This is a genomic window from Kitasatospora cathayae, assembly GCF_027627435.1.
GTDB lineage: Bacteria > Actinomycetota > Actinomycetes > Streptomycetales > Streptomycetaceae > Kitasatospora > Kitasatospora cathayae.
In genome coordinates, this window is sequence record NZ_CP115450.1 from 3,287,809 (window position 1) to 3,310,111 (window position 22,303).

12 protein-coding genes are annotated in these 22,303 nt (G+C 72.7%); 8 read left to right on the top strand and 4 right to left on the bottom strand.

Annotated features, from left to right (window positions below):
* Window positions 1-59 precede the first annotated feature (59 nt).
* The 3 genes from glgX (at window position 60) to O1G21_RS14465 (ending at window position 6,222) form a co-directional block, all read left to right on the top strand.
* On the top strand, window positions 60-2,270 hold the full coding sequence (glgX, locus tag O1G21_RS14455; RefSeq protein WP_270143925.1) for a glycogen debranching protein GlgX: 2,211 nt from the start codon (window positions 60-62) through the stop codon (window positions 2,268-2,270).
* 251 nt (window positions 2,271-2,521) lie between these two features.
* Window positions 2,522-4,333, top strand: coding sequence for an ABC transporter ATP-binding protein (locus O1G21_RS14460; protein WP_270143928.1), 1,812 nt, complete (start codon window positions 2,522-2,524; stop codon window positions 4,331-4,333).
* Window positions 4,330-6,222 carry an ABC transporter ATP-binding protein gene (locus tag O1G21_RS14465; protein WP_270143930.1) on the top strand — a complete coding sequence of 631 codons (1,893 nt, stop codon included), beginning with the start codon at window positions 4,330-4,332 and terminating at the stop codon, window positions 6,220-6,222. The genes O1G21_RS14460 and O1G21_RS14465 overlap by 4 nt, the downstream gene beginning before the upstream one ends.
* Window positions 6,223-6,280: 58 nt before the next feature.
* Here the strand turns inward: O1G21_RS14465 and O1G21_RS14470 are convergent, their stop codons facing one another.
* Both O1G21_RS14470 and glgP read right to left on the bottom strand, forming a co-directional pair.
* Window positions 6,281-7,225, bottom strand: a complete 945-nt coding sequence (locus O1G21_RS14470) for a COG1361 family protein (RefSeq protein WP_270143931.1) — start codon at window positions 7,223-7,225, stop codon at window positions 6,281-6,283.
* 82 nt (window positions 7,226-7,307) lie between these two features.
* A complete protein-coding gene (glgP, locus tag O1G21_RS14475; RefSeq protein WP_270143933.1) occupies window positions 7,308-10,127 on the bottom strand; it encodes an alpha-glucan family phosphorylase in 2,820 nt (939 codons plus the stop codon).
* Between the two features lie 1,148 nt (window positions 10,128-11,275).
* Between glgP and O1G21_RS14480 the strand changes: the two genes are divergently transcribed.
* The 4 genes from O1G21_RS14480 to glgB all read left to right on the top strand — a co-directional run bounded on the left by O1G21_RS14480 (window position 11,276) and on the right by glgB (window position 19,201).
* Window positions 11,276-13,231 carry an alpha-1,4-glucan--maltose-1-phosphate maltosyltransferase gene (locus tag O1G21_RS14480; protein WP_270150997.1) on the top strand — a complete coding sequence of 652 codons (1,956 nt, stop codon included), beginning with the start codon at window positions 11,276-11,278 and terminating at the stop codon, window positions 13,229-13,231.
* Window positions 13,228-14,952: a maltose alpha-D-glucosyltransferase gene (gene treS, locus O1G21_RS14485; protein ID WP_270143935.1), complete on the top strand. Its 1,725-nt coding sequence runs from the start codon at window positions 13,228-13,230 to the stop codon at window positions 14,950-14,952. The genes O1G21_RS14480 and treS overlap by 4 nt, the downstream gene beginning before the upstream one ends.
* Before the next feature lie 248 nt (window positions 14,953-15,200).
* A complete protein-coding gene (locus tag O1G21_RS14490) occupies window positions 15,201-16,691 on the top strand; it encodes a maltokinase N-terminal cap-like domain-containing protein (RefSeq protein WP_270143937.1) in 1,491 nt (496 codons plus the stop codon).
* A gap of 98 nt (window positions 16,692-16,789) precedes the next feature.
* The gene (gene glgB / locus O1G21_RS14495; protein ID WP_270143939.1) at window positions 16,790-19,201 is read left to right on the top strand and encodes a 1,4-alpha-glucan branching protein GlgB; all 2,412 of its coding nucleotides are present in this window, start codon (window positions 16,790-16,792) and stop codon (window positions 19,199-19,201) included.
* 36 nt (window positions 19,202-19,237) lie between these two features.
* On the opposite strand, the gene O1G21_RS14500 is transcribed toward glgB, so the two are convergent.
* Window positions 19,238-19,642 (bottom strand): type II toxin-antitoxin system VapC family toxin, encoded by a 405-nt coding sequence (locus O1G21_RS14500; protein WP_270143941.1) that lies wholly within the window; start codon window positions 19,640-19,642, stop codon window positions 19,238-19,240.
* Window positions 19,639-19,920, bottom strand: coding sequence for a type II toxin-antitoxin system Phd/YefM family antitoxin (locus O1G21_RS14505; RefSeq protein ID WP_270143943.1), 282 nt, complete (start codon window positions 19,918-19,920; stop codon window positions 19,639-19,641). The genes O1G21_RS14500 and O1G21_RS14505 overlap by 4 nt, the downstream gene beginning before the upstream one ends.
* 177 nt (window positions 19,921-20,097) lie before the next feature.
* On the opposite strand from O1G21_RS14505, the gene pta reads away from it, so the two are divergent.
* Window positions 20,098-22,257 carry a phosphate acetyltransferase gene (gene pta, locus O1G21_RS14510; protein ID WP_270143945.1) on the top strand — a complete coding sequence of 720 codons (2,160 nt, stop codon included), beginning with the start codon at window positions 20,098-20,100 and terminating at the stop codon, window positions 22,255-22,257.
* Window positions 22,258-22,303 lie beyond the last annotated feature (46 nt).

A 22,303-nucleotide genomic window follows, 5' to 3' on the forward strand; every position in this document is an offset into this window, starting at 1 on the left:
AAACCGGGAAAGAGAAGGTGAACGGGATCCGGGACACCCCGTCCAGGGAGGGTACGACCATGGCGTCAGGGCAGGAGCTGGAAGCCGAGGCACGGCCGGACGGCGCCCCGCACACCGCCGAGCCACCGTGGCCGGGCAGCCGGCAGCCGCTCGGCGCCCGGTTCCGGACCGACCAACTCGGCGGCCCGGGCACCAACTTCGCGCTCTGGGCGGCCGGTGCCGAAGCCGTCGACCTGTGCCTGTTCGACGAGTACGGCCGGGAGACCCGACACCGCCTCACCGAGCAGGACCTGCAGATCTGGCACGGCTTCCTGCCCGGCGTGCGCCCCGGCACCCGCTACGGCTTCCGGGTGCACGGCCGCTGGGACCCGTGGACGGGCGCCCGCTGGAACCCCGCCAAGCTGCTGCTCGACCCGTACGCCCGCGCCGTCGACGGCCGTTACACCTCCCACGACGCGGCCTGCTCGGCCGTCCGCAACTGGCCGGAGGCCGACGTCGCCGACACCGTCCGGGACAACCGGGACTCCGCCCCGTACGTCCCCAGATCGGTGGTCGTCCACGATGACGACGACTGGTACGACGACCACCGCCCGAAGACCCCGTGGTCCGAGACGGTCCTCTACGAGCTCCACGTGCGCGGCTTCACCATGCGCCACCCCGACGTCCCGCCCCACCTGCGCGGCACCTACGCCGGCCTGGCCCACCCCGCCGCGATCGCCCACCTGACCCGCCTCGGCGTCACCGCCGTCGAGCTGCTGCCGGTGCACCAGTTCGCCGACGAGGACCACCTGCAGGCCCGCGGCCTGGTCAACTACTGGGGCTACAACACGATCGGCTACTTCGCCCCGCACGCCGGCTACTCCGCCTCGGGCTCGCGCGGCGGCCAGGTCGGCGAGTTCAAGCGGATGGTCCGCGCCCTGCACGCCGCCGGGATCGAGGTGATCCTCGACGTGGTGTTCAACCACACCGCCGAGGGCGCCGAGCTCGGCCCGGCGCTGTCGCTGCGCGGCATCGACAACGCCGCCTACTACCGCCTCGCCCCGCACCGCCCGCGCGGCTACGCCGACTACACCGGCTGCGGCAACACCCTGGACACCCGCCGCCCGCAGGTGGTCCGGCTGATCACCGACTCGCTGCGCTACTGGGTCGCCGAGATGGGCGTGGACGGCTTCCGCTTCGACCTGGCGGCCGCGCTGGCCCGGGGCACGGACGGCTTCGACCCGGACCACCCCTTCCTCGCCGCCGTCGCCCAGGACCCGCTGCTCAGCCGGGTGAAGCTGATCGCCGAGCCCTGGGACGTCGGCCCGGGCGGCTACCGGGTCGGCGGCTTCCCCCCGCTGTGGGCCGAGTGGAACGACAGGTACCGCGACACCGTGCGGGACTTCTGGCGAGGCGCCCGCCCTGACGTGCGGGAGCTGGGCTACCGGCTGTCCGGCTCCTCCGACCTCTACCAGCACGACGGCCGCCGCCCGTACGCCTCGGTCAACTACGTGACCGCGCACGACGGTTTCACCCTGCGCGACCTGGTCTCCTACGACCGCAAGCACAACGAGGCCAACGGCGAGGCCAACCGGGACGGCACCGACGACAACCGCTCCTGGAACCACGGCGCCGAGGGCGAGACCACCGATCCGGAGGTCAACTCCCTGCGGCTGCGCCAACTGCGCAACCTGATGGCCACCTTGCTGCTCTCCACCGGCGTCCCGATGATCACCGCCGGGGACGAGCTGGGCCGCACCCAGGGCGGCAACAACAACGCCTACTGCCAGGACAACGAGCTCGGCTGGCTCGACTGGTCGCTCCTCGACCGAACCGAATGGCACGAGCTGTGCGAGCTGACCGCCCGCCTGGTGCGGCTGCGCCGGGCCCACCCGGTGCTGCGCCGCCGGGCGTTCTTCTCCGGCCGGGCCGCCACCCCCGGCGGCCGCCCGGACCTCGCCTGGTTCACCCCGCTCGGCAAGGAGATGACCGAGGCGGACTGGTTCGGCCCCACCGCCTGCCTGGGCATGCTGCTGTGCGGCACCGCGATGTCCGAACGGGACGACACCGGACGGCCGTTGGACGACGACAGCTTCCTGCTGCTGCTCAACGCGGGCCGCGAACCGGTGGTGTTCACCCTGCCCGGCGAGCCCTGGGCCGAGCCGGAGGCCGCCTACGAGACGGTGCTGGACACGGCGAGCGCGGGCACGGGCGAGCCGTACCCGCGGGGCGCGGTGGTGCTGGGCGGGCGCTCGCTGCAACTGCTGCGGACGCCTGCCCAACCAGCGTGATCAGCCTCGGGCGAGCCCGACCTCGACGTTCTCCAGGACGCCGATATGAGCATGCGCCAGAAGATGTAATTGGCCGTTCGGCGGGCGCGCGCAAGAGGCGCGCGACGCGCTCCTCCCTGCACGAACGGCACCGCACGCCCCGCATTTCACTCACGCCCCGCCCGTACGGGTGGCCGGTTCTCGTCGGGTGCCACCGACAGGGGCGAAAAACCGGATGAGAAGTGACGGACTCTCTGCCTACCCTCACCGCGATGGCCGAGAACAGACAAGACGCCGAATCGAGGACCGGGCGCCGCCGCTCCACGGTCCGCTCGCTGCTGCGCCTGTGGCCCTACGCCCGGGCGGTGCGCGGCCGGCTCGCCGTCTCCGTGACGGCCGCCTCGCTCGCCATGCTGAGCACCCTCGCCGTCCCGGTGGTGCTCGGCCGGATCGTCGACGGCTCGCTCGCCCGGCACGACCTCGACGCCCTCTGGCCGCCGGTCGGCCTGCTGCTGCTCCTCGGGCTGGTCGAGGCCGCCCTGTTCTACACCCGCCGGGTGGTCCTCTCCCGCCCGCTGGGCCGGCTGGAGGCGACCATGCGCGCCGACCTCTACGCGAAGCTCCAGCGGCTGCCGGTCTCCTTCCACGACCGCTGGGGCTCCGGCCAGATGCTCTCCCGGGCCACCACGGACCTGAACGCCATGCGGCTCTTCCTGGCCTTCCCGCTGGTGTTCCTGATCGTCAACTCGGTGACGTTCCTGGCCGGCACGGTGCTGATGTTCGTCCAGGACTGGCGGCTCGCCCTGATCGTCCTGCTGCCCTCGGCGCCGCTGCTGGTGCTCACCCGGCGCTTCGAGTCCGGCTACTCGGTCACCGCCCGGCTCGCCCAGGACCAGAACGGCGACCTCGCCACCGTGGTCGAGGAGTCCGTCCTCGGCATCCGCATCCTCAAGGCCTTCGGCCGGCACCGCACGATGGCCGAGAACTTCCGCGCCCAGTCCCACCGGCTGCGCCGCACCGAACTGCGCAAGGCCCACCAGCTCGCCAACCTGTGGGCGGTCATCGTCGGCCTGCCGGAGATCGCCCTGGGCTGCGCCCTGGCGGCCGGCGCCTACCTGGTCGCCCACGACGAGCTGAGCGCCGGCACCCTGGTCGCCTTCCTCTCCACCGCGCTCGCCCTGCGCTGGCCGGTCGAGTCGCTCGGCTGGCTGCTCGCCTACGCCAACGAGTCCGCCACCGCGGCGGACCGCTTCTTCGAGGTCATGGACGAGCCCGAGCCCGAGGACCGGGGCACCGCCGAGGCGCTCGCCGCCCCCGGCACCCCGGACGGCATCCGCTTCAGCGGCGTCCGCTTCCGCTACCCCGACGCCCCCGACGGCACCCCCGACCTGCTGGCCGGCATCGACCTGCACGTCCGCAGCGGCGAGACGATGGCCCTGGTCGGCGCGACCGGCAGCGGCAAGACCACGCTCACCGCGCTGCTCCCCCGGCTGTACGAGGCCACCGGCGGCCGGATCACCCTGGACGGCCGGGACATCGCCGAGCTGCCCCGGGAGAAGCTGCGCGAACTCGTCGCGGTCGCCTTCGAGGAGCCCACCCTGTTCTCCGCCACCGTCCGGGAGAACGTCCTGATGGGCGCCCCCGGCGCGGACGAGCGGCAGCTGGCCGCCGCCCTCGCCACCGCGCAGGCCGGCTTCGTCGAGAAGCTCCCGGCCGGGGTGGAGACCGAGGTCGGCGAGCAGGGCCTGAGCCTGTCCGGCGGCCAGCGCCAGCGCCTCGCGCTGGCCCGGGCGGTGGTCGGCGACCCGCCCTTCCTGGTGCTGGACGACCCGCTCTCCGCCCTCGACGTGCACACCGAGGCGCTGGTCGAACGGGCGCTGCGCGAGGTGCTCGGCTCCACCACCGCCCTGGTGGTCGCCCACCGCCCCAGCACCGTGCTGCTCGCCGACCGGGTCGCGGTGCTCGCGGACGGCCGGATCGAGGCCGTCGGCACCCACCGGGAACTGCTCCGCGACTGCCCGCACTACCGCGAACTGATGTCGGGCGAAGCCGCCCTGGTGCCCGAGGGGGGCCGCACCCGATGACCACCACCGTCGAGCCCGCCGAGGCCGGACCGGTCGAGGAGGAGCTGCCCCCGCCGCCGGCCGACGAGGAGGACATCCCCGTTCCGCCCGGCGCGCCCCGGGCGCTGCTGCGCTCGCTGCTCGGCCCGCACCGGGCCCGGATCGCGGTCGCGATGGTGGTGATCCTGGTCCAGCAGGCCGCCCTGCAGTCCGGCCCGCTGCTGGTCGCGGTGGCGATGGACCGCGGCATCCCGGCGCTGCGCGCCCACGACGCCGGACCGCTGGTCGCGGTGGTCGCCGGGTACCTGTTCTGCGCGCTGCTCAGCCCGGCGCTGCAGTGGGCGTTCATCAAGATCAGCGCCCGGGTGAACCAGGACGTGCTGCTGGAGCTGCGCGGCCGGATCTTCCGGCACGCCCAGCGGCTCAGCCTGGACTTCCACGAGCGCTACACCTCGGGCCGGATCATCTCCCGGGCCACCAGCGACATCGACGCGCTGCGCGAACTGCTCTCCGAGGGCCTGCAGGAGCTGCTGACCGTCTTCCTGTCGGTCTGTTACATCTCGGTGCTGCTGGTGGTGCTGGACTGGCGGCTCGGGCTGGCCTCGCTGGTGTGCTTCCTGCCGCTGGCGCTGATCGCCCGCTCCTTCCGCACCCGCTCCCGCCGGGTCTACCGCCGCTCGCGGACGGCCGCCGCCTCGATGATCGTGCGCTTCACCGAGACCATGAACGGCATCCGCCCGGTGCAGGCCTTCCGCCGCGAGAAGGCCAACGACGCCGCCTTCGCCGTGGTCAACCGGCAGTCCTCCACGGCCAACGCGGAGGGCTTCCTGGAGCTCGCCCGGTACGTCGGCCTGTCCCGCGCGACCGCCAACGTCTGGACCACCGGCATCGTGCTGCTGGGCGCCTACCTGGTCACCGACGACTCGCTGGAGCTGGGCGTCCTGACCGCCTTCGTGCTCTACCTGCGCCGCCTGTTCGACCCGATCGACCAGCTGGCGATGTTCCTGAACAGCTACCAGGCCGCCGCCGCGGCCCTGGAGAAGATCGCCGGCCTGCTCGCCCACGAGCCGACCGTCGCCGAGCCGGCCGAGCCGAAACGGCTCCCGGCGAGCGGGCGAGGCACACCGCCCCGAGCCGAAGGGCGCGCCGGTGCCGAAGGCGAGGAGCGAGTAACAGCCCGCGAGGTCTCCTTCGAACGGACCCGCTTCGCCTACCGCACCGGCAAGGAGGTGCTGCCGCCCTTCGACCTGCTGATCCCGGCCGGGCAGACGGTCGCGGTGGTCGGGGCGACCGGGGCCGGCAAGTCGACGGTCGCCAAGCTGCTGGCCCGCTTCTACGACCCGACCGGGGGCCGGATCCGGCTGGACGGCGTGGACCTGCGCGACCTCGCCACCCCGGAGCTGCGGCGCGGGGTGGTGATGGTGACCCAGGAGTCCTTCCTGTTCTCCGGCACCGTCGCCGAGAACATCGCGATCGGCCGCCCCGACGCCACCCGCGCCGAGGTCGAGCAGGCCGCCCGCGACATCGGCGCGTACGAGTTCATCGCGGCGCTCCCGGACGGCTTCGACACCGACGTGCGCAAGCGCGGCGGCCGGATCTCGGCCGGTCAGCGCCAGCTGGTCGCCTTCGCCCGCGCCCTGCTTGCCGACCCGGCCGTGCTGATCCTGGACGAGGCGACCAGCTCCCTGGACGTGCCCGGCGAGCAGGCCGTGCAACGGGCGATGCGCACGGTGCTGGCCGGCCGGACGGCGGTGATCATCGCCCACCGGCTCTCCACCGTGGAGATCGCCGACCGGGTCCTGGTGATGGACCAGGGCCGGATCGTCGAGGACGGCTCCCCGCAGCGGCTGATCGGCGGCTCCGGGCGTTTCGCCACCCTCCATCGCGCCTGGCGGGACAGCCTGGTGTAGAAAACCCCGAGTGGTGCCCGTCTGGAAGCCCCACAGTTGTGCCCGTCCGGGTGCGCCGTCACGCACCCGGGCGGGCATTCCCCTGCTCCCGGGCCGGTCCGTCCACCGTCACCACGAAGTCGGTGTGCCAGTCGGGCGACGGGCAGTCCCCCTGCGCGGCGACGACGTCCAGCGTCCCGCCCGGCAGCACCTGCCCGGCGACGGTCGAGGAGTCGATCACCACGGCCGGGTCGATGAAGATCGCGTCGTGGAAGCGCGGCCCGCTCTCGTAGTGGCAGGTCAGCGTGCGCGGTGAGGCGACGGTGCAGCCGTACGGCGTCGTGCCGGTCGGCGTGGTCTGCGCCGGCACGGTGATCGACACGTCGATCGGGTGCCGCGAGTACGAGGGACCGGCGTTGTACACCCACAGCGGCAGGTTGACGGTCGCCCCGGGCTTGCCGGTGAGGTCGCCCGGCTGCGGCACGGGGTGCCCGTTCTCCCAGGCCGAGGAGGCACCGACCACGAAGTGGGCCGCGGTGTCCGCGGTGGTGAAGCTGTACGGGGTGGTGCGGCCGGACTGGTCCGGGTCACCGGGGTAGAACACCTGGACGTCGCCGCTGATCGTGACGAACGGGTCGGTGATCGGCGCGACGAACAGCGACAGCCGCTCGGCCGAGCTCGCCCCCGGCGCCAGCCCGGCCGGGATCCTGTAGGAGCTGCCGGTGCCGAAGTAGGTCAGGGTGACGGGCGGGTCGGCCGACCTCACCACGCCCGGCGGCGGTGAGTGCACGACCACCAGGGTGTCGTCGGTGGTGGTGGCCGGACCGTCGTTGGTGACCTTCACCTCCAGGATCCCGGTCTCGCCCGGGACCACCGGGTCCTGCGGCGGGCGCACCTCCAGGGACAGCTTCGCGGTCGCCGGTGGCGCCGCGAGGGTGGTGGTGGCGGCCTGCGCCGGCCACGCCACGAGGAGCACGGAGAGCGCGGCTAGGGCGGCCGAGCGGACGGTTCGCATCATGAGCATCACGCTCCCTCCGTACGACACGCAGGGCAAGCGGGTGACTGCCGTCCGTGGCAATCCGGCGGCAGTCACCCGCTCGGCGGGCTCAGCGCAGCAGCCCCGCGTCCATCCCCGCCGACTCGGCCGGGAGGGCGACCAGTCCCAGTTCGGCGGGCGAGGCCAGCCGGGGGTGCGCGGGCAAAACCCGCACGGTGTAGCCGAACGGGCCGGTGCGGCCCAGCTCCAGCGAGCCCTCGTAGCGGGTGCGGCCGTCCAGGTCCGGGCCGCCGACCGGCTTGAGGGCGAGCGCCGTGGCGTCCGAGATGCCGTCCCTCTCGTCCACCCGGCCGGAGACCACCTGCACCTCGACGTCGCCCGGCTGCAGCGCGCCGAGCGCGACCTGCACCCGCAGCGCCAGCGAGCTGCCCAGCTCCTGGGCCTCGGCCGAGCAGTCGGCCTCGACGTGCTCGACCCGCACGCCCGGCCAACCCTCCCGCACCTTGGCCTTCCACTCGGCCAGCTCGCGCGCGGCCGTGACTCGCCCGCTCGCCTCCGGGCGCTCGGACCCGGCGCCGACGCTCTCCCCCAGCCCGGCGGCTGGGAGGTGCCCCCGCCCTCCGGCACTCCCTCCTTCGTCGGTCACCACTCGCTCGTCACTCTCGGCACCGGCGCCCCCTTCGGCTCGGGGCGGGAGCTCCACCGCCAGCTCACGCTGGGCCAGCGCCGCCGGGGTGTACAGCCGTTCGACGTACTCGCGGACCATGCGCCCGGCGAGCACCTTGGGCCCGAGGGTGACCAGGGTGTGCCGGACCATGGCGATCCAGCGGTGCGGCAGCCCGTCGTTGCCCCGGTCGTAGAACCGGCCGGCGACCTGCTCCTCGATCAGGTCGTACAGCGCGGCGGCCTCGATGTCATCGCGGCGTTCGGCCTCGCTGCTCTCCGGGTCGAGCACGCCGTCGCCCTCGTCGGCGGTGGGGATCGCCCAGCCGTTCTGGCCGTCGTACCACTCGTCCCACCAGCCGTCCAGGACGGACAGGTTGAGGCAGCCGTTGAGCGCGGCCTTCATCCCGGAGGTGCCGCAGGCCTCCAGCGGGCGCAGCGGGTTGTTCAGCCAGACGTCGCAGCCCGGGTAGAGGTGCTGGGCCATCGCCATGTCGTAGTCCGGCAGGAAGACGATCCGGTGGCGCACCGTCGGGTCGTCGGCGAAGGCGACCATCTGCTGGATCAGCCGCTTGCCGCCGTCGTCGGCCGGGTGGGCCTTGCCGGCGACCACGATCTGCACCGGCCGGGTGGGGTGCAGCAGCAGGGCGCGCAGCCGGTCCGGGTCGCGCAGCATCAGGGTGAGCCGCTTGTACGAGGGCACCCGGCGGGCGAAGCCGATGGTGAGCACGTCCGGGTCGAGCACCGAGGAGACCCAGCCGAGCTCGGCCTCGCCGGCCCCGCGCTGGTGCCAGGAGGCGCGCAGCCGGCGGCGGGCCTCGTCCACCAGCTGGGCGCGCAGGCTGCGGCGCAGGTCCCAGATCTCGGTGTTGCCGATCCGCTCCAGGCCGGTCCAGCGCTGGGACTCGCCGGTGGTCATCGCCTCCTCGGCGCGTTCGGCGCCGATCTCGGCGGCGCCCAGGCGCACCACGGCCGGGTCGATCCAGGTGGCGGCGTGCACCCCGTTGGTGACGGAGGTGATCGGCACCTCGGCGGGGTCGAAGCCGGGCCAGAGGCCGTTGAACATCGAGCGGCTGACCTCGCCGTGCAGGGTGGAGACCCCGTTGGCGCGCTGGGCGAGCCGCAGGCCCATCGCGGCCATGTTGAAGAGCTTCGGGTCCCCGCCGCGCCAGGTCTCGGCGCCGAGCGCGAGCACCGACTCGACCGGGACGCCGGGCAGTGCGGCGTCGCCGCCGAAGTGGCGGGCGACCAGTTCGCGGTCGAAGCGGTCGATGCCGGCCGGGACGGGGGTGTGGGTGGTGAACAGGGTGCCGGCCCGGACGGACTCCAGGGCGGCGGCGAAGTCCAGCCCGGCCGCCCGGTCGGCGACCAGTTCGCGGATCCGCTCGACGCCGAGGAAGCCGGCGTGGCCCTCGTTGGTGTGGAACACCTCGGGGGCGGGGTGCCCGGTGAGGCGGCAGTAGGCGCGCACGGCCCGGACGCCGCCGATGCCGAGCAGCATCTCCTGGAGCAGCCGGTGCTCGCTGCCGCCTCCGTAGAGCCGGTCGGTGACGTCGCGTTCGGCCGGCGAGTTGGCCTCGATGTCGGAGTCGAGCAGCAGCAGCGGGACCCGCCCGACCTGGGCCTTCCAGATGTGCGCGGCCAGGGTGCGGCCGCCGGGCAGGGCGAGGTCGACCCGGCTCGGGGCGCCGTCGGCCTCCCGGAGCAGGCTGACGGCCAGTTCGTCCGGGTCCAGCAGGGGGTAGCGCTCCTGCTGCCAGCCGGACCGGTCGAGGGACTGCCGGAAGTAGCCGTGCCGGTAGAACAGCCCCACGCCGATGATCGGGACGCCGAGGTCGCTGGCGGCCTTGAGGTGGTCGCCGGCCAGGATGCCGAGGCCGCCGGAGTACTGGGGCAGCGCGGCGGCGATGCCGTACTCGGGCGAGAAGTAGGCGATGGCGGCGGGCGGCGGGGTGGCGCCGTCCTCCTGCTGGGTCTGGTACCAGCGCGGGCCGGTGAGGTAGTCGCGCAGGTCGTCGGCGAGGTCGCCGAGTCTGCGCAGGAACCGCCGGTCGGCGGCGAGCGCGGCGAGCCGGGCGGCCGGGACCTCTCCGAGCAGCCGCACCGGGTCCTCGCCGGTCGCGGCCCAGACCTCCGGGTCCACGGACCGGAAGAGGTCCCTGGTCTCGGGGTGCCAGGACCAGCGCAGGTTGAGGGCCAGCTCGTGCAACGGCTGGAGTTGTTCGGGCAGGACGGTGCGGACGGTGAATCTGCGGATTGCCTTCACAGGCGTGAAGCGTAGCCTCGACGATCGTCCTGACAACGGGTCAAGTGGACTATTGGGCATCCGTTCGGCCTATTGATGAGATCGCATTCGGCGCATTGGTCTGCACGGGGGGCGCGCGAGGCGCGCATTACGGGGTGCCGCGCTACCAATGCGTGAACTCCGTGGAACGGATCGATTTCCGGCTGCTCACCTGGTCCGGAGAAAACCCGGAACTACTGTCGTACCGCTGCGAAAACCCGGTTGCCGGTGCGAGGATGACCGGAGGTCGTTGGTGCTGCGGGAACGACGACGACGGGTGGCGTCCCCCGTGAAGCAGCACGTCCGAATCCTTTTCGCGTTGACCGTTCCCCATCTCCCGTAGCTCGTTCGGCGTTCACCGCAGACCGGTGCGTGTCCTCGCGCGGGGTCGGCTCGTTCACGGGTCGACCGGGCCGCCCAGGGGCGTGCCCCCGGAGGCGTGCGCCGGGACGCGCACGGGTTCCGGGGCGTCCCGCCACCGGTTCGGCGGGCGCCGGGCAGGTTGCCGGGGACGGCGGCGCGGGCAGGCTTCCGGTCGCACGTCCACCCGACCCAGCAGTCCTCCCGGCACTCCCCTGGCCCGTCCCCCCCGGCCCGCGGGAGCTGCCGCTGATCTCGGGCAGGAGTTTGGCATGCACGGCGACACACGGGACCAGTCCACACCGATGGCCGACACCGTCGACGCAGCGGTCGCGGAATCCGCCGGACGGATGGATTCTGACACTCGGACAGACCCGGCGATGCCGTCGCCCCGGGTTTCCGGAGCGGTCCGTACCGAATCCTCCGAAGCCCAGGCCTCCACCGCACAGGCCCCCGCAGCACCGCCCGCCACAGCCCAGCCCGCCGCAGCGGCCCGACAACCCGGGGCCGACGAGGGCCGGACGGCGACACCGCGCCGGCGCACCACCACCACGCGCCGCACCACCGCGGCGGCCACCACCCGCCGGGTCGGCGACCCCGGGGAGCCCGCGCCCGCCGCCGAGTCGTCCGCCCGCAAGCGCGCCGCGAGCAAGACCGCGAGCAAGACCCCGGCCAAGAGCAGTACCGCCAAGAGCAGCACCACGAAGAGCAGCAGCACCGCCAAGACCGCCACCAAGCCCTCCGCCCGCAAGACGACAGAGAGCGACATCGTGATCGGCCGCATCCCCGTCCTGGACGTCAGCCCCCAGATCGACGCCGGCCGCCGCCCGGCCAAGGCCGTGGTCGGCGAGACCTTCCTGGTCACGGCGACCGTCTTCCGCGAGGGCCACGACGTCGTCAACGCCAACGTGGTGCTGCGCGACCCGCGCGGCCGCAGCGGCCCGTGGACGCCGATGCGCGAGCTCGCCGAGGGCACCGACCGCTGGGGCGCGCACGTCACCCCCACCGCGCCCGGCCGCTGGTCGTACCTGGTGGAGGCGTGGAGCGACCCGGTCGCCACCTGGCGCAGGACGGCCGCGGTGAAGCTGCCGGCCGGGATCGACACCGCGCTGGTCCTGGAGGAGGGCGCCCGGCTGCTGGAGCAGGCCGCCGCCGGGGTGCCGAAGAAGGAGGGCCGGGCGCACGTGCTGGCCGCCGCGGAGGCGCTGCGCGACCCGGGGCTGCCGCCGCTGTCCCGGCTGGCCGCCGCGCTCGCCCCCGAGGTGCTGGACCTGCTGGCCCGGTACCCGCTGCGCGAACTGCTCACCGCCTCCCGTCCGCTGCCGCTGCAGGTGGACCGCGAGCGCGCGCTGTTCGGCTCCTGGTACGAGTTCTTCCCGCGCTCGGAGGGTGCGGTGGTGGACCCGAACGGGGTCGAGCCGCCTCGTTCGGGCACCCTGCGCAGCGCCGCCGAGCGGCTGCCGGCGATCGCCGCGATGGACTTCGACGTGGTCTACCTGCCGCCGGTCCACCCGATCGGACGAGCCTTCCGCAAGGGCCCGGACAACACCCTGACGGCCGGTCCGCACGACGTCGGCTCACCCTGGGCGATCGGCTCGCCGGAGGGCGGCCACGACGCGATCCACCCCGACCTCGGCACCATCGAGGACTTCGACCACTTCGTCGCCGAGGCCACGGCGCTGCACCTGGAGGTGGCGCTGGACTTCGCCCTCCAGTGCTCCCCGGACCACCCGTGGGTGAACAAGCACCCGGAATGGTTCAGCCACCGCGCCGACGGGACCATCGCGTACGCCGAGAACCCGCCGAAGAAGTACCAGGACATCTATCCGATCAACTTCGATCAGGACATGGACGGAATCGTCAAGGAAACCGTCCGGATCCTCCGGTTCTGGATGTCCCACGGCGTCAGGATCTTCCGGGTCGACAACCCCCACACCAAACCGGTGGTGTTCTGGGAGCAGGTGCTCTCCGACATCGCCCGCACCGACCCCGATGTCGTGTTCCTGGCGGAGGCCTTCACCCGCCCCGCGATGGTGCACACCCTCGCGAAGATCGGTTTCCACCAGTCGTACACGTACTTCACCTGGCGCAACACCAAGAACGAACTCACCGAGTACCTCACCGAACTCACCGGCGACGCAGCGGCCTACATGCGCCCCAACTTCTTCGCCAACACCCCGGACATCCTGCACGCCTTCCTCCAGCAGGGCGGCCGCGCCGCCTTCGCGATCCGCGCGGTGCTCGCCGCCACCCTCTCCCCCAGCTACGGCGTCTACGCCGGCTACGAGCTGTACGAGAACGAGCCGGCCCACCCGGGCTCCGAGGAGTACCTGCACTCGGAGAAGTACGAGCTGCGCCCGCGCGACTGGACCCGCCCCGACACCCTCGCCCCGCTGCTCACCGTGCTGAACCGGCTGCGCCGGCGCCACCCAGCCCTGCAGCAGCTGCGCGACCTGCGCTTCCATCCCACCGACAACGAGCGGGTGCTCGCCTACTCCAAGACCGCGACCACGGCCGAGGGCCTGACCGACCACGTGATCACGGTGGTCAACCTCGACCCGCACCACGTCCAGGAGGCCACCGTCACCCTCGACGGCGACGGGCCCTACGCGGTGCACGACGAGCTCACCGGCGCCGCCTACACCTGGGGCCGGCACAACTACGTCCGGCTCGATCCCTCAGCCGAGCCGGCTCACCTCCTCACGGTTCGGAGGAACCCCACGTGACAGTGAACGAGCCCGTCCCCGACACCTTCCCGGAGACCTCGAAGAAGAACCTGGACCCCGAGTGGTTCAAACGTGCGGTCTTCTACGAGGTGCTGGTGCGGTCCTTCCAGGACAGCAACGGCGACGGGGTCGGGGACCTCAAGGGGCTCACGGCCAAACTCGACTACCTCCAGTGGCTCGGGGTCGACTGCCTCTGGCTCCCGCCGTTCTTCGCCTCGCCGCTGCGCGACGGCGGGTACGACGTGGCCGACTACAAGTCGGTGCTGCCGGAGTTCGGCGACCTCGCCGACTTCATGGAGTTCGTGGACGCCGCGCACGCCCGCGGCATGCGCGTGATCATCGACTTCGTCATGAACCACACCAGCGACCAGCACCCGTGGTTCCAGGCCTCCCGGGAGGACCCGGACGGGCCGTACGGCGACTTCTACATGTGGGCCGACGACGACAAGCAGTACCCGGACGCCCGGATCATCTTCGTCGACACCGAGACCTCCAACTGGACGTACGACCCGGTCCGCAAGCAGTACTACTGGCACCGGTTCTTCTCTCACCAGCCGGACCTCAACTACGACAACCCCCGGGTCCAGGACGAGATGATCGCCGGGCTCCGGTTCTGGCTCGACCTCGGCATCGACGGCTTCCGGCTGGACGCGGTGCCGTACCTGTTCGCCCGCGAGGGCACCAACTGCGAGAACCTGCCGGAGACCCACGAGTTCCTCAAGCGGCTCCGCAAGGAGATCGACGCCGACTACCCGGACACCGTGCTGCTCGCCGAGGCCAACCAGTGGCCGGAGGACGTGGTCGACTACTTCGGCGACTTCACCGCCGGCGGCGACGAGTGCCACATGGCGTTCCACTTCCCGGTGATGCCGCGGATCTTCATGGCGGTGCGCCGGGAGTCCCGGTACCCGGTGTCGGAGATCCTCGCCAAGACCCCGCAGATCCCGGGCGGCTGCCAGTGGGGCATCTTCCTGCGCAACCACGACGAGCTGACCCTGGAGATGGTCACCGACGAGGAGCGCGACTACATGTACGCGGAGTACGCCAAGGACCCCCGGATGCGCGCCAACGTGGGCATCCGCCGCCGGCTCGCCCCGCTGCTGGAGAACGACCGCAACCAGATCGAGCTGTTCACCGCCCTGCTGCTCTCCCTGCCCGGCTCGCCGGTGCTCTACTACGGGGACGAGATCGGCATGGGCGACAACATCTGGCTGGGCGACCGGGACGGCGTGCGCACGCCGATGCAGTGGACCCCGGACCGCAACGCGGGTTTCTCCTCCGCCGACCCGGGCAGGCTCAGTCTGCCGCCCATCATGGACCCGGTGTACGGCTACCAGGTGACCAACGTCGAGGCGCAGCAGAGCAGTTCGAGTTCGCTGCTGCACTGGACGCGTCGCATGATCGAGATCCGCAAGCTCAACCCGGCGTTCGGCCTGGGCACCTACACCGAACTGCCGTCCAGCAACCCCGCCGTGCTGGCCTTCGTGCGCGAGTACGAGGGGGACCTGGTCATGTGCGTGAACAACTTCTCGCGGTTCGCGCAGCCGACCGAGCTGGACCTGCGGCAGTACGGCGGGCGGTACCCGGTCGAGCTGATCGGCGGGGTGCGATTCCCGTCGATCGGCGAGTGGCCCTACCTGCTCACGCTGGCCGGACACGGCTTCTACTGGTTCCAGCTCCGGCAGCCCCCGCGCCTGAGCGGGACCAGGCGGTCGAAGTAACGATCCGCCGCACCCGCCACCGCGGCCCGCACAGCACCACCAGACCCTCCGGGGGCGCGAGTTGAACCCCGCGCCCCCGGAGTTCTCTGCACCACCGCGTACGGAGAACAGCCCAACGGCTACCCACACGAAGGCGTGACACCCGAGCCGTGCTCGCGTGCCGCGACCGCCGCGCCGCCGAAATCCGGAAGACTCGGACCCCGGCCACGACCCGTCGGGCGTCCGCGTGCTTCCGGGGAAAGGGAGTCATGTCCGAAACCTCCCGTTCTCAAGCCCATGTGCAGCACGACGCCCCGGCCGGCTCCGCCGCGCACCCGGGCGCGCGGAGCACCGGGCCCCGGAGAACCGCCCTGGGGGTCAGCGAGCTCGTCCAGGCGGCCCTGCCGCTGATCGCCGAGTGGCTCCCCACCCAGCGCTGGTACGCCGGGAAGGGACGGCCCATCACCGGGCTCGTCCCGATGGTCGGAACCCCGCTGCAGGTCGGCGACCCGGCCCTGCTGCACCTGCTGCTGCGGGTCGAGCACGCCACCACGGCCGGCCTGCCGCACGGCGACACCTACCAACTCCTGCTCGGCATCCGCTCCCAGGGCCCCGCGGGCATCGAACCCGGCGCCGTGCTCGGCCTGCTCAGCCAGGGCCCGTACGACGGCGCCGCCCTCTACGACGCGGTCCACGACCCCGAGCTCACCGGGCGGCTGCTGGAACACCTCGCCACCGGCGACCGGTTCGGCTCGCTGTCCTTCCGCCGCACCCCCGGCTCCGGGCTGCCCGTCAACCTCCCCGGCCGCGCCTCGACCGCCGAACAGTCCAACAGCTCGGTCATCTACGGCACCTCGTACATCCTCAAGCTCTTCCGCCGCATCCATCCCGGCACCAACCCCGACCTCGAACTCTCCCTCGCCCTCTCCCGGGCCGGTTCCACCCGCATCCCCCGGGTCGCCGCCTGGTTCGAGAGCCGGATGGAACGCGCCGAACCCGCCACCCTCGGACTGCTCCAGCGCTACCTGCCGGACGCCGAGGACGGCTGGGAGCTCGCCCTCGACCAGGTCGGCCGGCTCAAGGGCGACCGCTCCCCCGGCAACTTCGCGATCGAGGCGCACCGGCTCGGCCGGGCCACCGCCGAGGTGCACCGGGTGCTCGCCCGCTCGATGCCGGTCGCCCGGCTCGACCGCGCCCAGACCGGCCGGCTCGCCACCGCGATGGCCGACCGGCTGGACAGCGCGGTCGCCGCCGTCCCCGGACTGCTCCGCTTCCGGGCCGCCCTGCGCACCGCCTTCCAGCAGCTCGCCGACGCCCACCCGGACGGCCTGCCGGTCCAGCGCATCCACGGTGACCTCCACCTCGGGCAGGCCATGCGCACCCCGCACGGCTGGGTGCTGCTGGACTTCGAGGGCGAGCCCGCCAAGTCCGTCACCGAGCGCCGCGAGCCGCAGCCGGCCCTGCGCGACGTCGCCGCGATGCTGCGCTCCTTCGACTACGCGGCCGCCCACCTGCTGGCCGGCGGCCCGGTCGACCCGGAGCTCGCCCACCTCGCCGCCGCCTGGGCCCAGCGCAACCGCACCGCCTTCTGCGCCGGCTACACCGCCGGGGGCGGCGCCGACCCGGCGGCCTCGCCGGAGCTGATGCGGGCGCTGGAGATCGACAAGGCGGTCTACGAGGTGGTGTACGAGGCCCGGCACCGGCCCAGCTGGCTGCCGATCCCGCTGGCCGCGATCAACCGGCTCGCCCTGTCCGTCTGACCGTCCCGCCCGCTGTCCCGCACTCCTGCTGTTCCGCAGTCCCGCAGTCCCGCTGCCCCGACACGAGTTCGCCCACCCCGCCGCTGGAGGACCACGCCGTGACGTCGCTCGACCCGACCGGCCGCCCCACCCGCCCCGTTCAGGCCACCTTCCTGGCCGACGCCTCCCAACGGGCCGAGGCCCAGGAGTCCGTCACGCCCCGGAAGTCCGACGAGCCCCGGGCGGCCGACTCGTCCTGGGAGTCCGACGTGCCCGAGTCCGAAGCGCCTTCCGGTGCGCCGGCTCCGGGAGTTCCGGCGGACACCCCCCTCGGCGCCCTGCGCCTGCCCGAGGCACCGCTGCCGCCGGCCGAGGTGGACCGGCTGGTGAGCGGGCAGCACCACGACCCGCACGCGCTGCTCGGCGCGCACCCGGTGCACGGCGGGACGGCGATCCGGGTGCTGCGCCCGTTCGCCGAGCGGGTGGTGGTGGAAACCGCCCAGGGCCCGGCCGAACTCACCCACCAGCAGGGCGGGTTGTTCACGGGCCTGCTGGTGGGCGGCGAACTCCCGGACTACACCCTGCTGGTGAGCTACCCCGGCGGCGAGCCGCTGCGCCAGCACGACGGCTACCGCACCCCGCCCACCCTCGGCGAGCTCGACCTGCACCTGATCTCCGAAGGCCGGCACGAACAGCTGTGGCAGGCGCTCGGCTCGCACGTGCGCACCGTCGACGGCGTCACCGGCACCGCCTTCGCGGTCTGGGCGCCCAACGCCGTCGGGGTGCGGCTGATCGGCGACTTCAACCACTGGGACGGCACCGGCCACCCGATGCGCTCGCTCGGCTCCTCCGGCATCTGGGAACTGTTCGTCCCCGGCCTCGCCGAGGGCACCACGTACAAGTACGAGATCCACACCCGGCAGGGCTGGGTGCTCGACAAGGCCGACCCGCTGGCCCGCGCCGCCCAGTGCCCGCCCGGCACCGCCTCGGTGGTCACCTCCTCGGACCACCAGTGGCAGGACGGCGAATGGATGGCCCGCCGGGCCCGTACCGCGCACCACCGCGCGCCGATGTCGGTGTACGAGCTGCACCTGGCCTCCTGGCGGCCCGACCTCACCTCCTACCGCGCCATCGCCGAGGAACTGCCGCGCTACCTCCAGGAGTTGAACTTCACCCACGTGGAGTTCATGCCGGTCATGGAGCACCCCTTCGGCGGTTCCTGGGGCTACCAGGTCTCCGGCTACTACGCCCCCACCGCCCGGCTGGGCTCCCCGGACGACTTCCGGTACCTGGTCGACACCCTGCACCGGCACGGCATCGGCGTGATCGTCGACTGGGTGCCCGCCCACTTCCCCAAGGACGACTTCGCGCTCGCCCGCTTCGACGGCGAGCCGCTGTACGAACCGGCCGACCCGCGGCGCGCCGAACACCCCGACTGGGGCACGCTGGAGTTCGACTACGGCCGCACCGAGGTGCGCAACTTCCTGGTCGCCAACGCCGTCTACTGGTGCGAGGAGTTCCACATCGACGGCCTGCGGGTCGACGCCGTCGCCTCGATGCTCTACCTCGACTACTCCCGCGAGGGCGGCGGCTGGACGCCCAACCAGTACGGCGGCCGGGAGAACCTGGACGCGGCCTCCTTCCTGCAGGAGATGAACGCCACCGTCTACCGGCGCTGCCCGGGCGTGATCACCATCGCCGAGGAGTCCACCGCCTGGGACGGCGTCACCCGCCCCACCGACGCCGGCGGGCTCGGCTTCGGACTGAAGTGGAACATGGGCTGGATGCACGACTCGCTGGTCTACATGTCCAAGGAGCCGGTGCACCGCAAGTACCACCACAACGAGATCACCTTCTCGATGGTGTACGCCTACTCCGAGAACTACATCCTGCCGATCTCGCACGACGAGGTGGTCCACGGCAAGCAGGCCCTGGTCGCCAAGATGCCCGGCGACTGGTGGCAGCAGCGCGCCAACCACCGCGCCTACCTGGGCTTCATGTGGTCCCACCCGGGCAAGCAACTGCTGTTCATGGGGCAGGAGTTCGCCCAGGGCGCGGAATGGGACCACGAACACGGCCCGCAGTGGTGGGTGCTCGACGAGCAGTGGCCGGCCCGTGAGGAGCACCTGGGCGTGCGCCGCCTGGTCCGCGACCTCAACCGGACCTACCGCGCCACCCCCGCCCTCTGGGAACTCGACACCACCCCGGACGGCTTCCGCTGGCTGGACGGCGGCGCCGCCGACGACAACCTGCTCTCCTACGTCCGCCACGCCGCCGACGGCACCCCCCTGGTCGCCGTCTGCAACTTCTCCCCCGTCGTCCGCCACGGCCACCGGGTCGGCCTGCCCGACCTCGGCGGCCGCGAGCAGCTCTGGGAGGAACTGCTGAACACCGACGCCGAAACCTACGGGGGCAGCGGCATCGGCAACTCCGACCCGATCAAGTCCGAACCCGTCGACTGGAACGGCCAGCCCCGCTCCGCCGAACTCGTCCTCCCCCCGCTCGCCACCCTCTGGCTCCGCCCGGCCTGACCGGCCCGGAGCGCCCGCCCGACCCCGGGCGGGCGCTCACCGGGGGGCCGTGACCGGGAACCCGAGCTCCTCGGCGGCCCTGGCGAGCTCGCGGTCGTAGGTGACGAAGTCGGTGAGCTCGGCGCGAAACGGCTCCGCGCTGGCGAGGTGGAGTGCGTCCAGCGATCCCAGCCGCGGGGTGCGGTAGGCGAGGGCCCTGGCGAGCACCGCGCTGCTGAGATCGACCTGGTAGGCGCCCCGAAGCGCTTGGTCGACGTGGTACGGGACGAGCTGGTGCGACAGGCCCGCGCGGAGCAGCGTTCGGGTGATCTCCAGCCGGGCCAGTTCGCTGGTGATCAGCTCGGTGCCGTCGGGAAGCGCCTCCCGCCAGGCACGCAGCGCGGCCGTCTCCGGCTCCGGCTTGATGAACTTCAGCAGCGCACACGAGTCGAGGTAGATCAACGGTCGCGCTCCCGGTTCCGCTCTTCGATCAGGAGGTCCGACAGGCTGCCGACGTCCGGCAGCAGGTCGAGGGCGAGCTCGGGCATGCCCTGCTCGGCGGGCGGGGTGACCTCGCCGGCCGCGACCATGCGTTCGAGGGTCGACTCCGGTTCGGTCTCCGGCACGAGTCTCATCACAGGCCGCCCGCGGTCGGTCACGACGATCGTCGCACCGGCCCGGACCCGCGCGACCGCCTTCGACGGGTTCTGGTTCAGTTCACGCAGTCCCATGGTCTCCATACCAGCCAATGTAACTACATCACGTAGGTACATCAAGGGCATGCGTCGACGCAGATCCCAGTCCAGGCCGTTGGTCCCTTGCCTTCCCGGCGGCCCCCTGTTCGCGGACGGGTGTGCGGGCTGTGAAGGTATGGTCGATATGACCACCTTCCGAGACGACGGGACGGAGACATCCGCGTGGCGCGCAGCGTGTACGTGACCGGGATCGACCGGGGGGACGGCCGGCAGGCGGTCGAGCTCGGGGTCATGGAACTGCTCACCCGCCAGGTGGACCGGGTCGGGGTGTTCCGTCCGCTGGTGCACGCGGCCGCGCCCGGCGAGGCGGGGTCGGACCACGTGGTGGAGCTGCTGCGCGGGCGGTACCGGATCGACCTGCCGAGCTCGGAGCTGTACGGGCTCACCTACGAGGAGGCCGCCGCGCTGCAGGCCGCCCAGGGGCAGGACGAGCTGGTCTCCGCCCTGGTCGACCGGTTCCGCGCGGTGGAGCGGCGCTGCGAGGCGGTGCTGGTGCTCGGCACCGACTTCGCGGACACCAACATCCCGGACGAGCTGGCCTTCAACGCCCGCCTCGCCAACGAGTTCGGCGCCGCCGTGCTGCCGGTGCTCGGCGGGCAGGGCAAGGAGCCGGAGGCCGTGATCGCCGAGGTGCGCAACGCCCACCGGGCGTACACCGACCTCGGCTGCGAGACCCTGGCGATGATCGCCAACCGGGTCGCCCCGGGCGCCAAGCAGCGGATCCAGCGCGCGCTCACCGAGAAGCTGCCGATCCCCGCCTACGTCATCCCGGAGGAGCCGGCCCTGGCCGCGCCGACCGTCGCCCAGCTGGTCGAGGCGACCGGCGCCGAGGTGCTGCTCGGCGACGCGGCCGGCCTGGGCCGGGACGTGCGCGGCTTCGTCTTCGGCGGCGCCATGCTGCCCACCTTCCTGGACGCGCTGACCGAGGGCGCCCTGGTCGTCACCCCCGGGGACCGCGCCGACCTGGTGATCGGCTCGCTGGCCGCGCACGCGGCCGGCGCCCCGCCGATCGCCGGCGTGCTGCTGACCCTCGGCCAGCACCCCGGCCCGAACGTCATGGCGCTCGCCGCCCGGCTCGCCCCCGGCACCCCGGTCGCGTTCGTCCCCGAGGGCAGCTGGCCCACCGCCGCCACCCTGACCCACCTGGAGGGCAAGCTCACCGCGGCCAGCCCCCGGAAGGCCGAGATCGCCCTCGGCCTTTTCGAACTGCACGTCGACACCGCCGAGTTGACCAACCGGATCGAGGTCGGCCGGTCCGAGCGGGTCACCCCGATGATGTTCGAGCACGAGCTGCTGGAGCGCGCCCGGGCCGACCGCCGGCACGTGGTGCTGCCAGAGGGCGCCGAGGAGCGGGTGCTGCGCGCGGCCGAGATCCTGCTGCGCCGCAACATCTGCGACCTCACCCTGCTCGGCGAGGTCGACGCGGTGCGCCGCAAGGCCGCGACCCTGGGCATCGACCTGCCGCAGGTGGGGGCACCTCCCGGCCGCCAGGCTGGGGGACAGCCGGGCGCCGACCGCGCCCAGGTCCGGATCGTCGACCCGGCCACCAGCCCGCTGCGCCGCCAGTTCGCCGAGCTGTACGCCCGGCTGCGCGCCCACAAGGGGATGACCGTCGAGCTGGCCCTGGACGTGGTCACCGACGTCTCCTACTTCGGCACCCTGATGGTCCAGGAGGGCATCGCCGACGGCATGGTCTCCGGCGCGGTGCACTCCACCGCGGCGACCATCCGGCCCGCCTTCGAGGTGATCAAGACCTCGCCGGGCGCCTCGATCGTCTCCTCCGTCTTCTTCATGTGCCTGGCCGACAAGGTGCTGGTGTACGGCGACTGCGCGGTCAACCCGGACCCGGACGCCCAGCAGCTGGCCGACATCGCGATCCAGTCCGCCGCCACCGCCGCCCAGTTCGGGGTGGAGCCGCGGGTCGCGATGCTCTCCTACTCGACCGGCACCTCCGGCTCGGGCGCGGACGTCGACAAGGTCCGCAAGGCCACCGAGATCGTCCGCGAGCTGCGGCCGGACATCCTGGTCGAGGGCCCGATCCAGTACGACGCGGCGGTGGACGAGCACGTCGCCGCCACCAAGCTGCCGGGCTCGCCGGTGGCCGGGCGGGCGACCGTGCTGATCTTCCCGGACCTCAACACCGGCAACAACACCTACAAGGCGGTCCAGCGCTCGGCCGGCGCGGTCGCGGTGGGCCCGGTGCTGCAGGGGCTGCGCAAGCCCGTCAACGACCTCTCGCGCGGGGCGCTGGTGGAGGACATCGTCAACACCGTCGCGATCACCGCCATCCAGTCCCAGGACGACAAGGAGCCGAAGGCGTGAGCGAGCGAAGCATGGGGGTCCCCCCGGCCGAAGGCTGGGGGAGAAC

Bases quoted from the DNA above. Each gene is read 5' to 3' on its own strand.
- O1G21_RS14470 (WP_270143931.1), bottom strand. From the start codon at position 7,225: ATGCTCATGATGCGAACCGTCCGCTCGGCCGCCCTAGCCGCGCTCTCC.
- glgX (WP_270143925.1), top strand. From the start codon at position 60: ATGGCGTCAGGGCAGGAGCTGGAAGCCGAGGCACGGCCGGACGGCGCC.
- O1G21_RS14505 (WP_270143943.1), bottom strand. From the start codon at position 19,920: ATGGAGACCATGGGACTGCGTGAACTGAACCAGAACCCGTCGAAGGCG.
- O1G21_RS14490 (WP_270143937.1), top strand. From the start codon at position 15,201: ATGTCCGAAACCTCCCGTTCTCAAGCCCATGTGCAGCACGACGCCCCG.
- O1G21_RS14460 (WP_270143928.1), top strand. From the start codon at position 2,522: ATGGCCGAGAACAGACAAGACGCCGAATCGAGGACCGGGCGCCGCCGC.
- O1G21_RS14465 (WP_270143930.1), top strand. From the start codon at position 4,330: ATGACCACCACCGTCGAGCCCGCCGAGGCCGGACCGGTCGAGGAGGAG.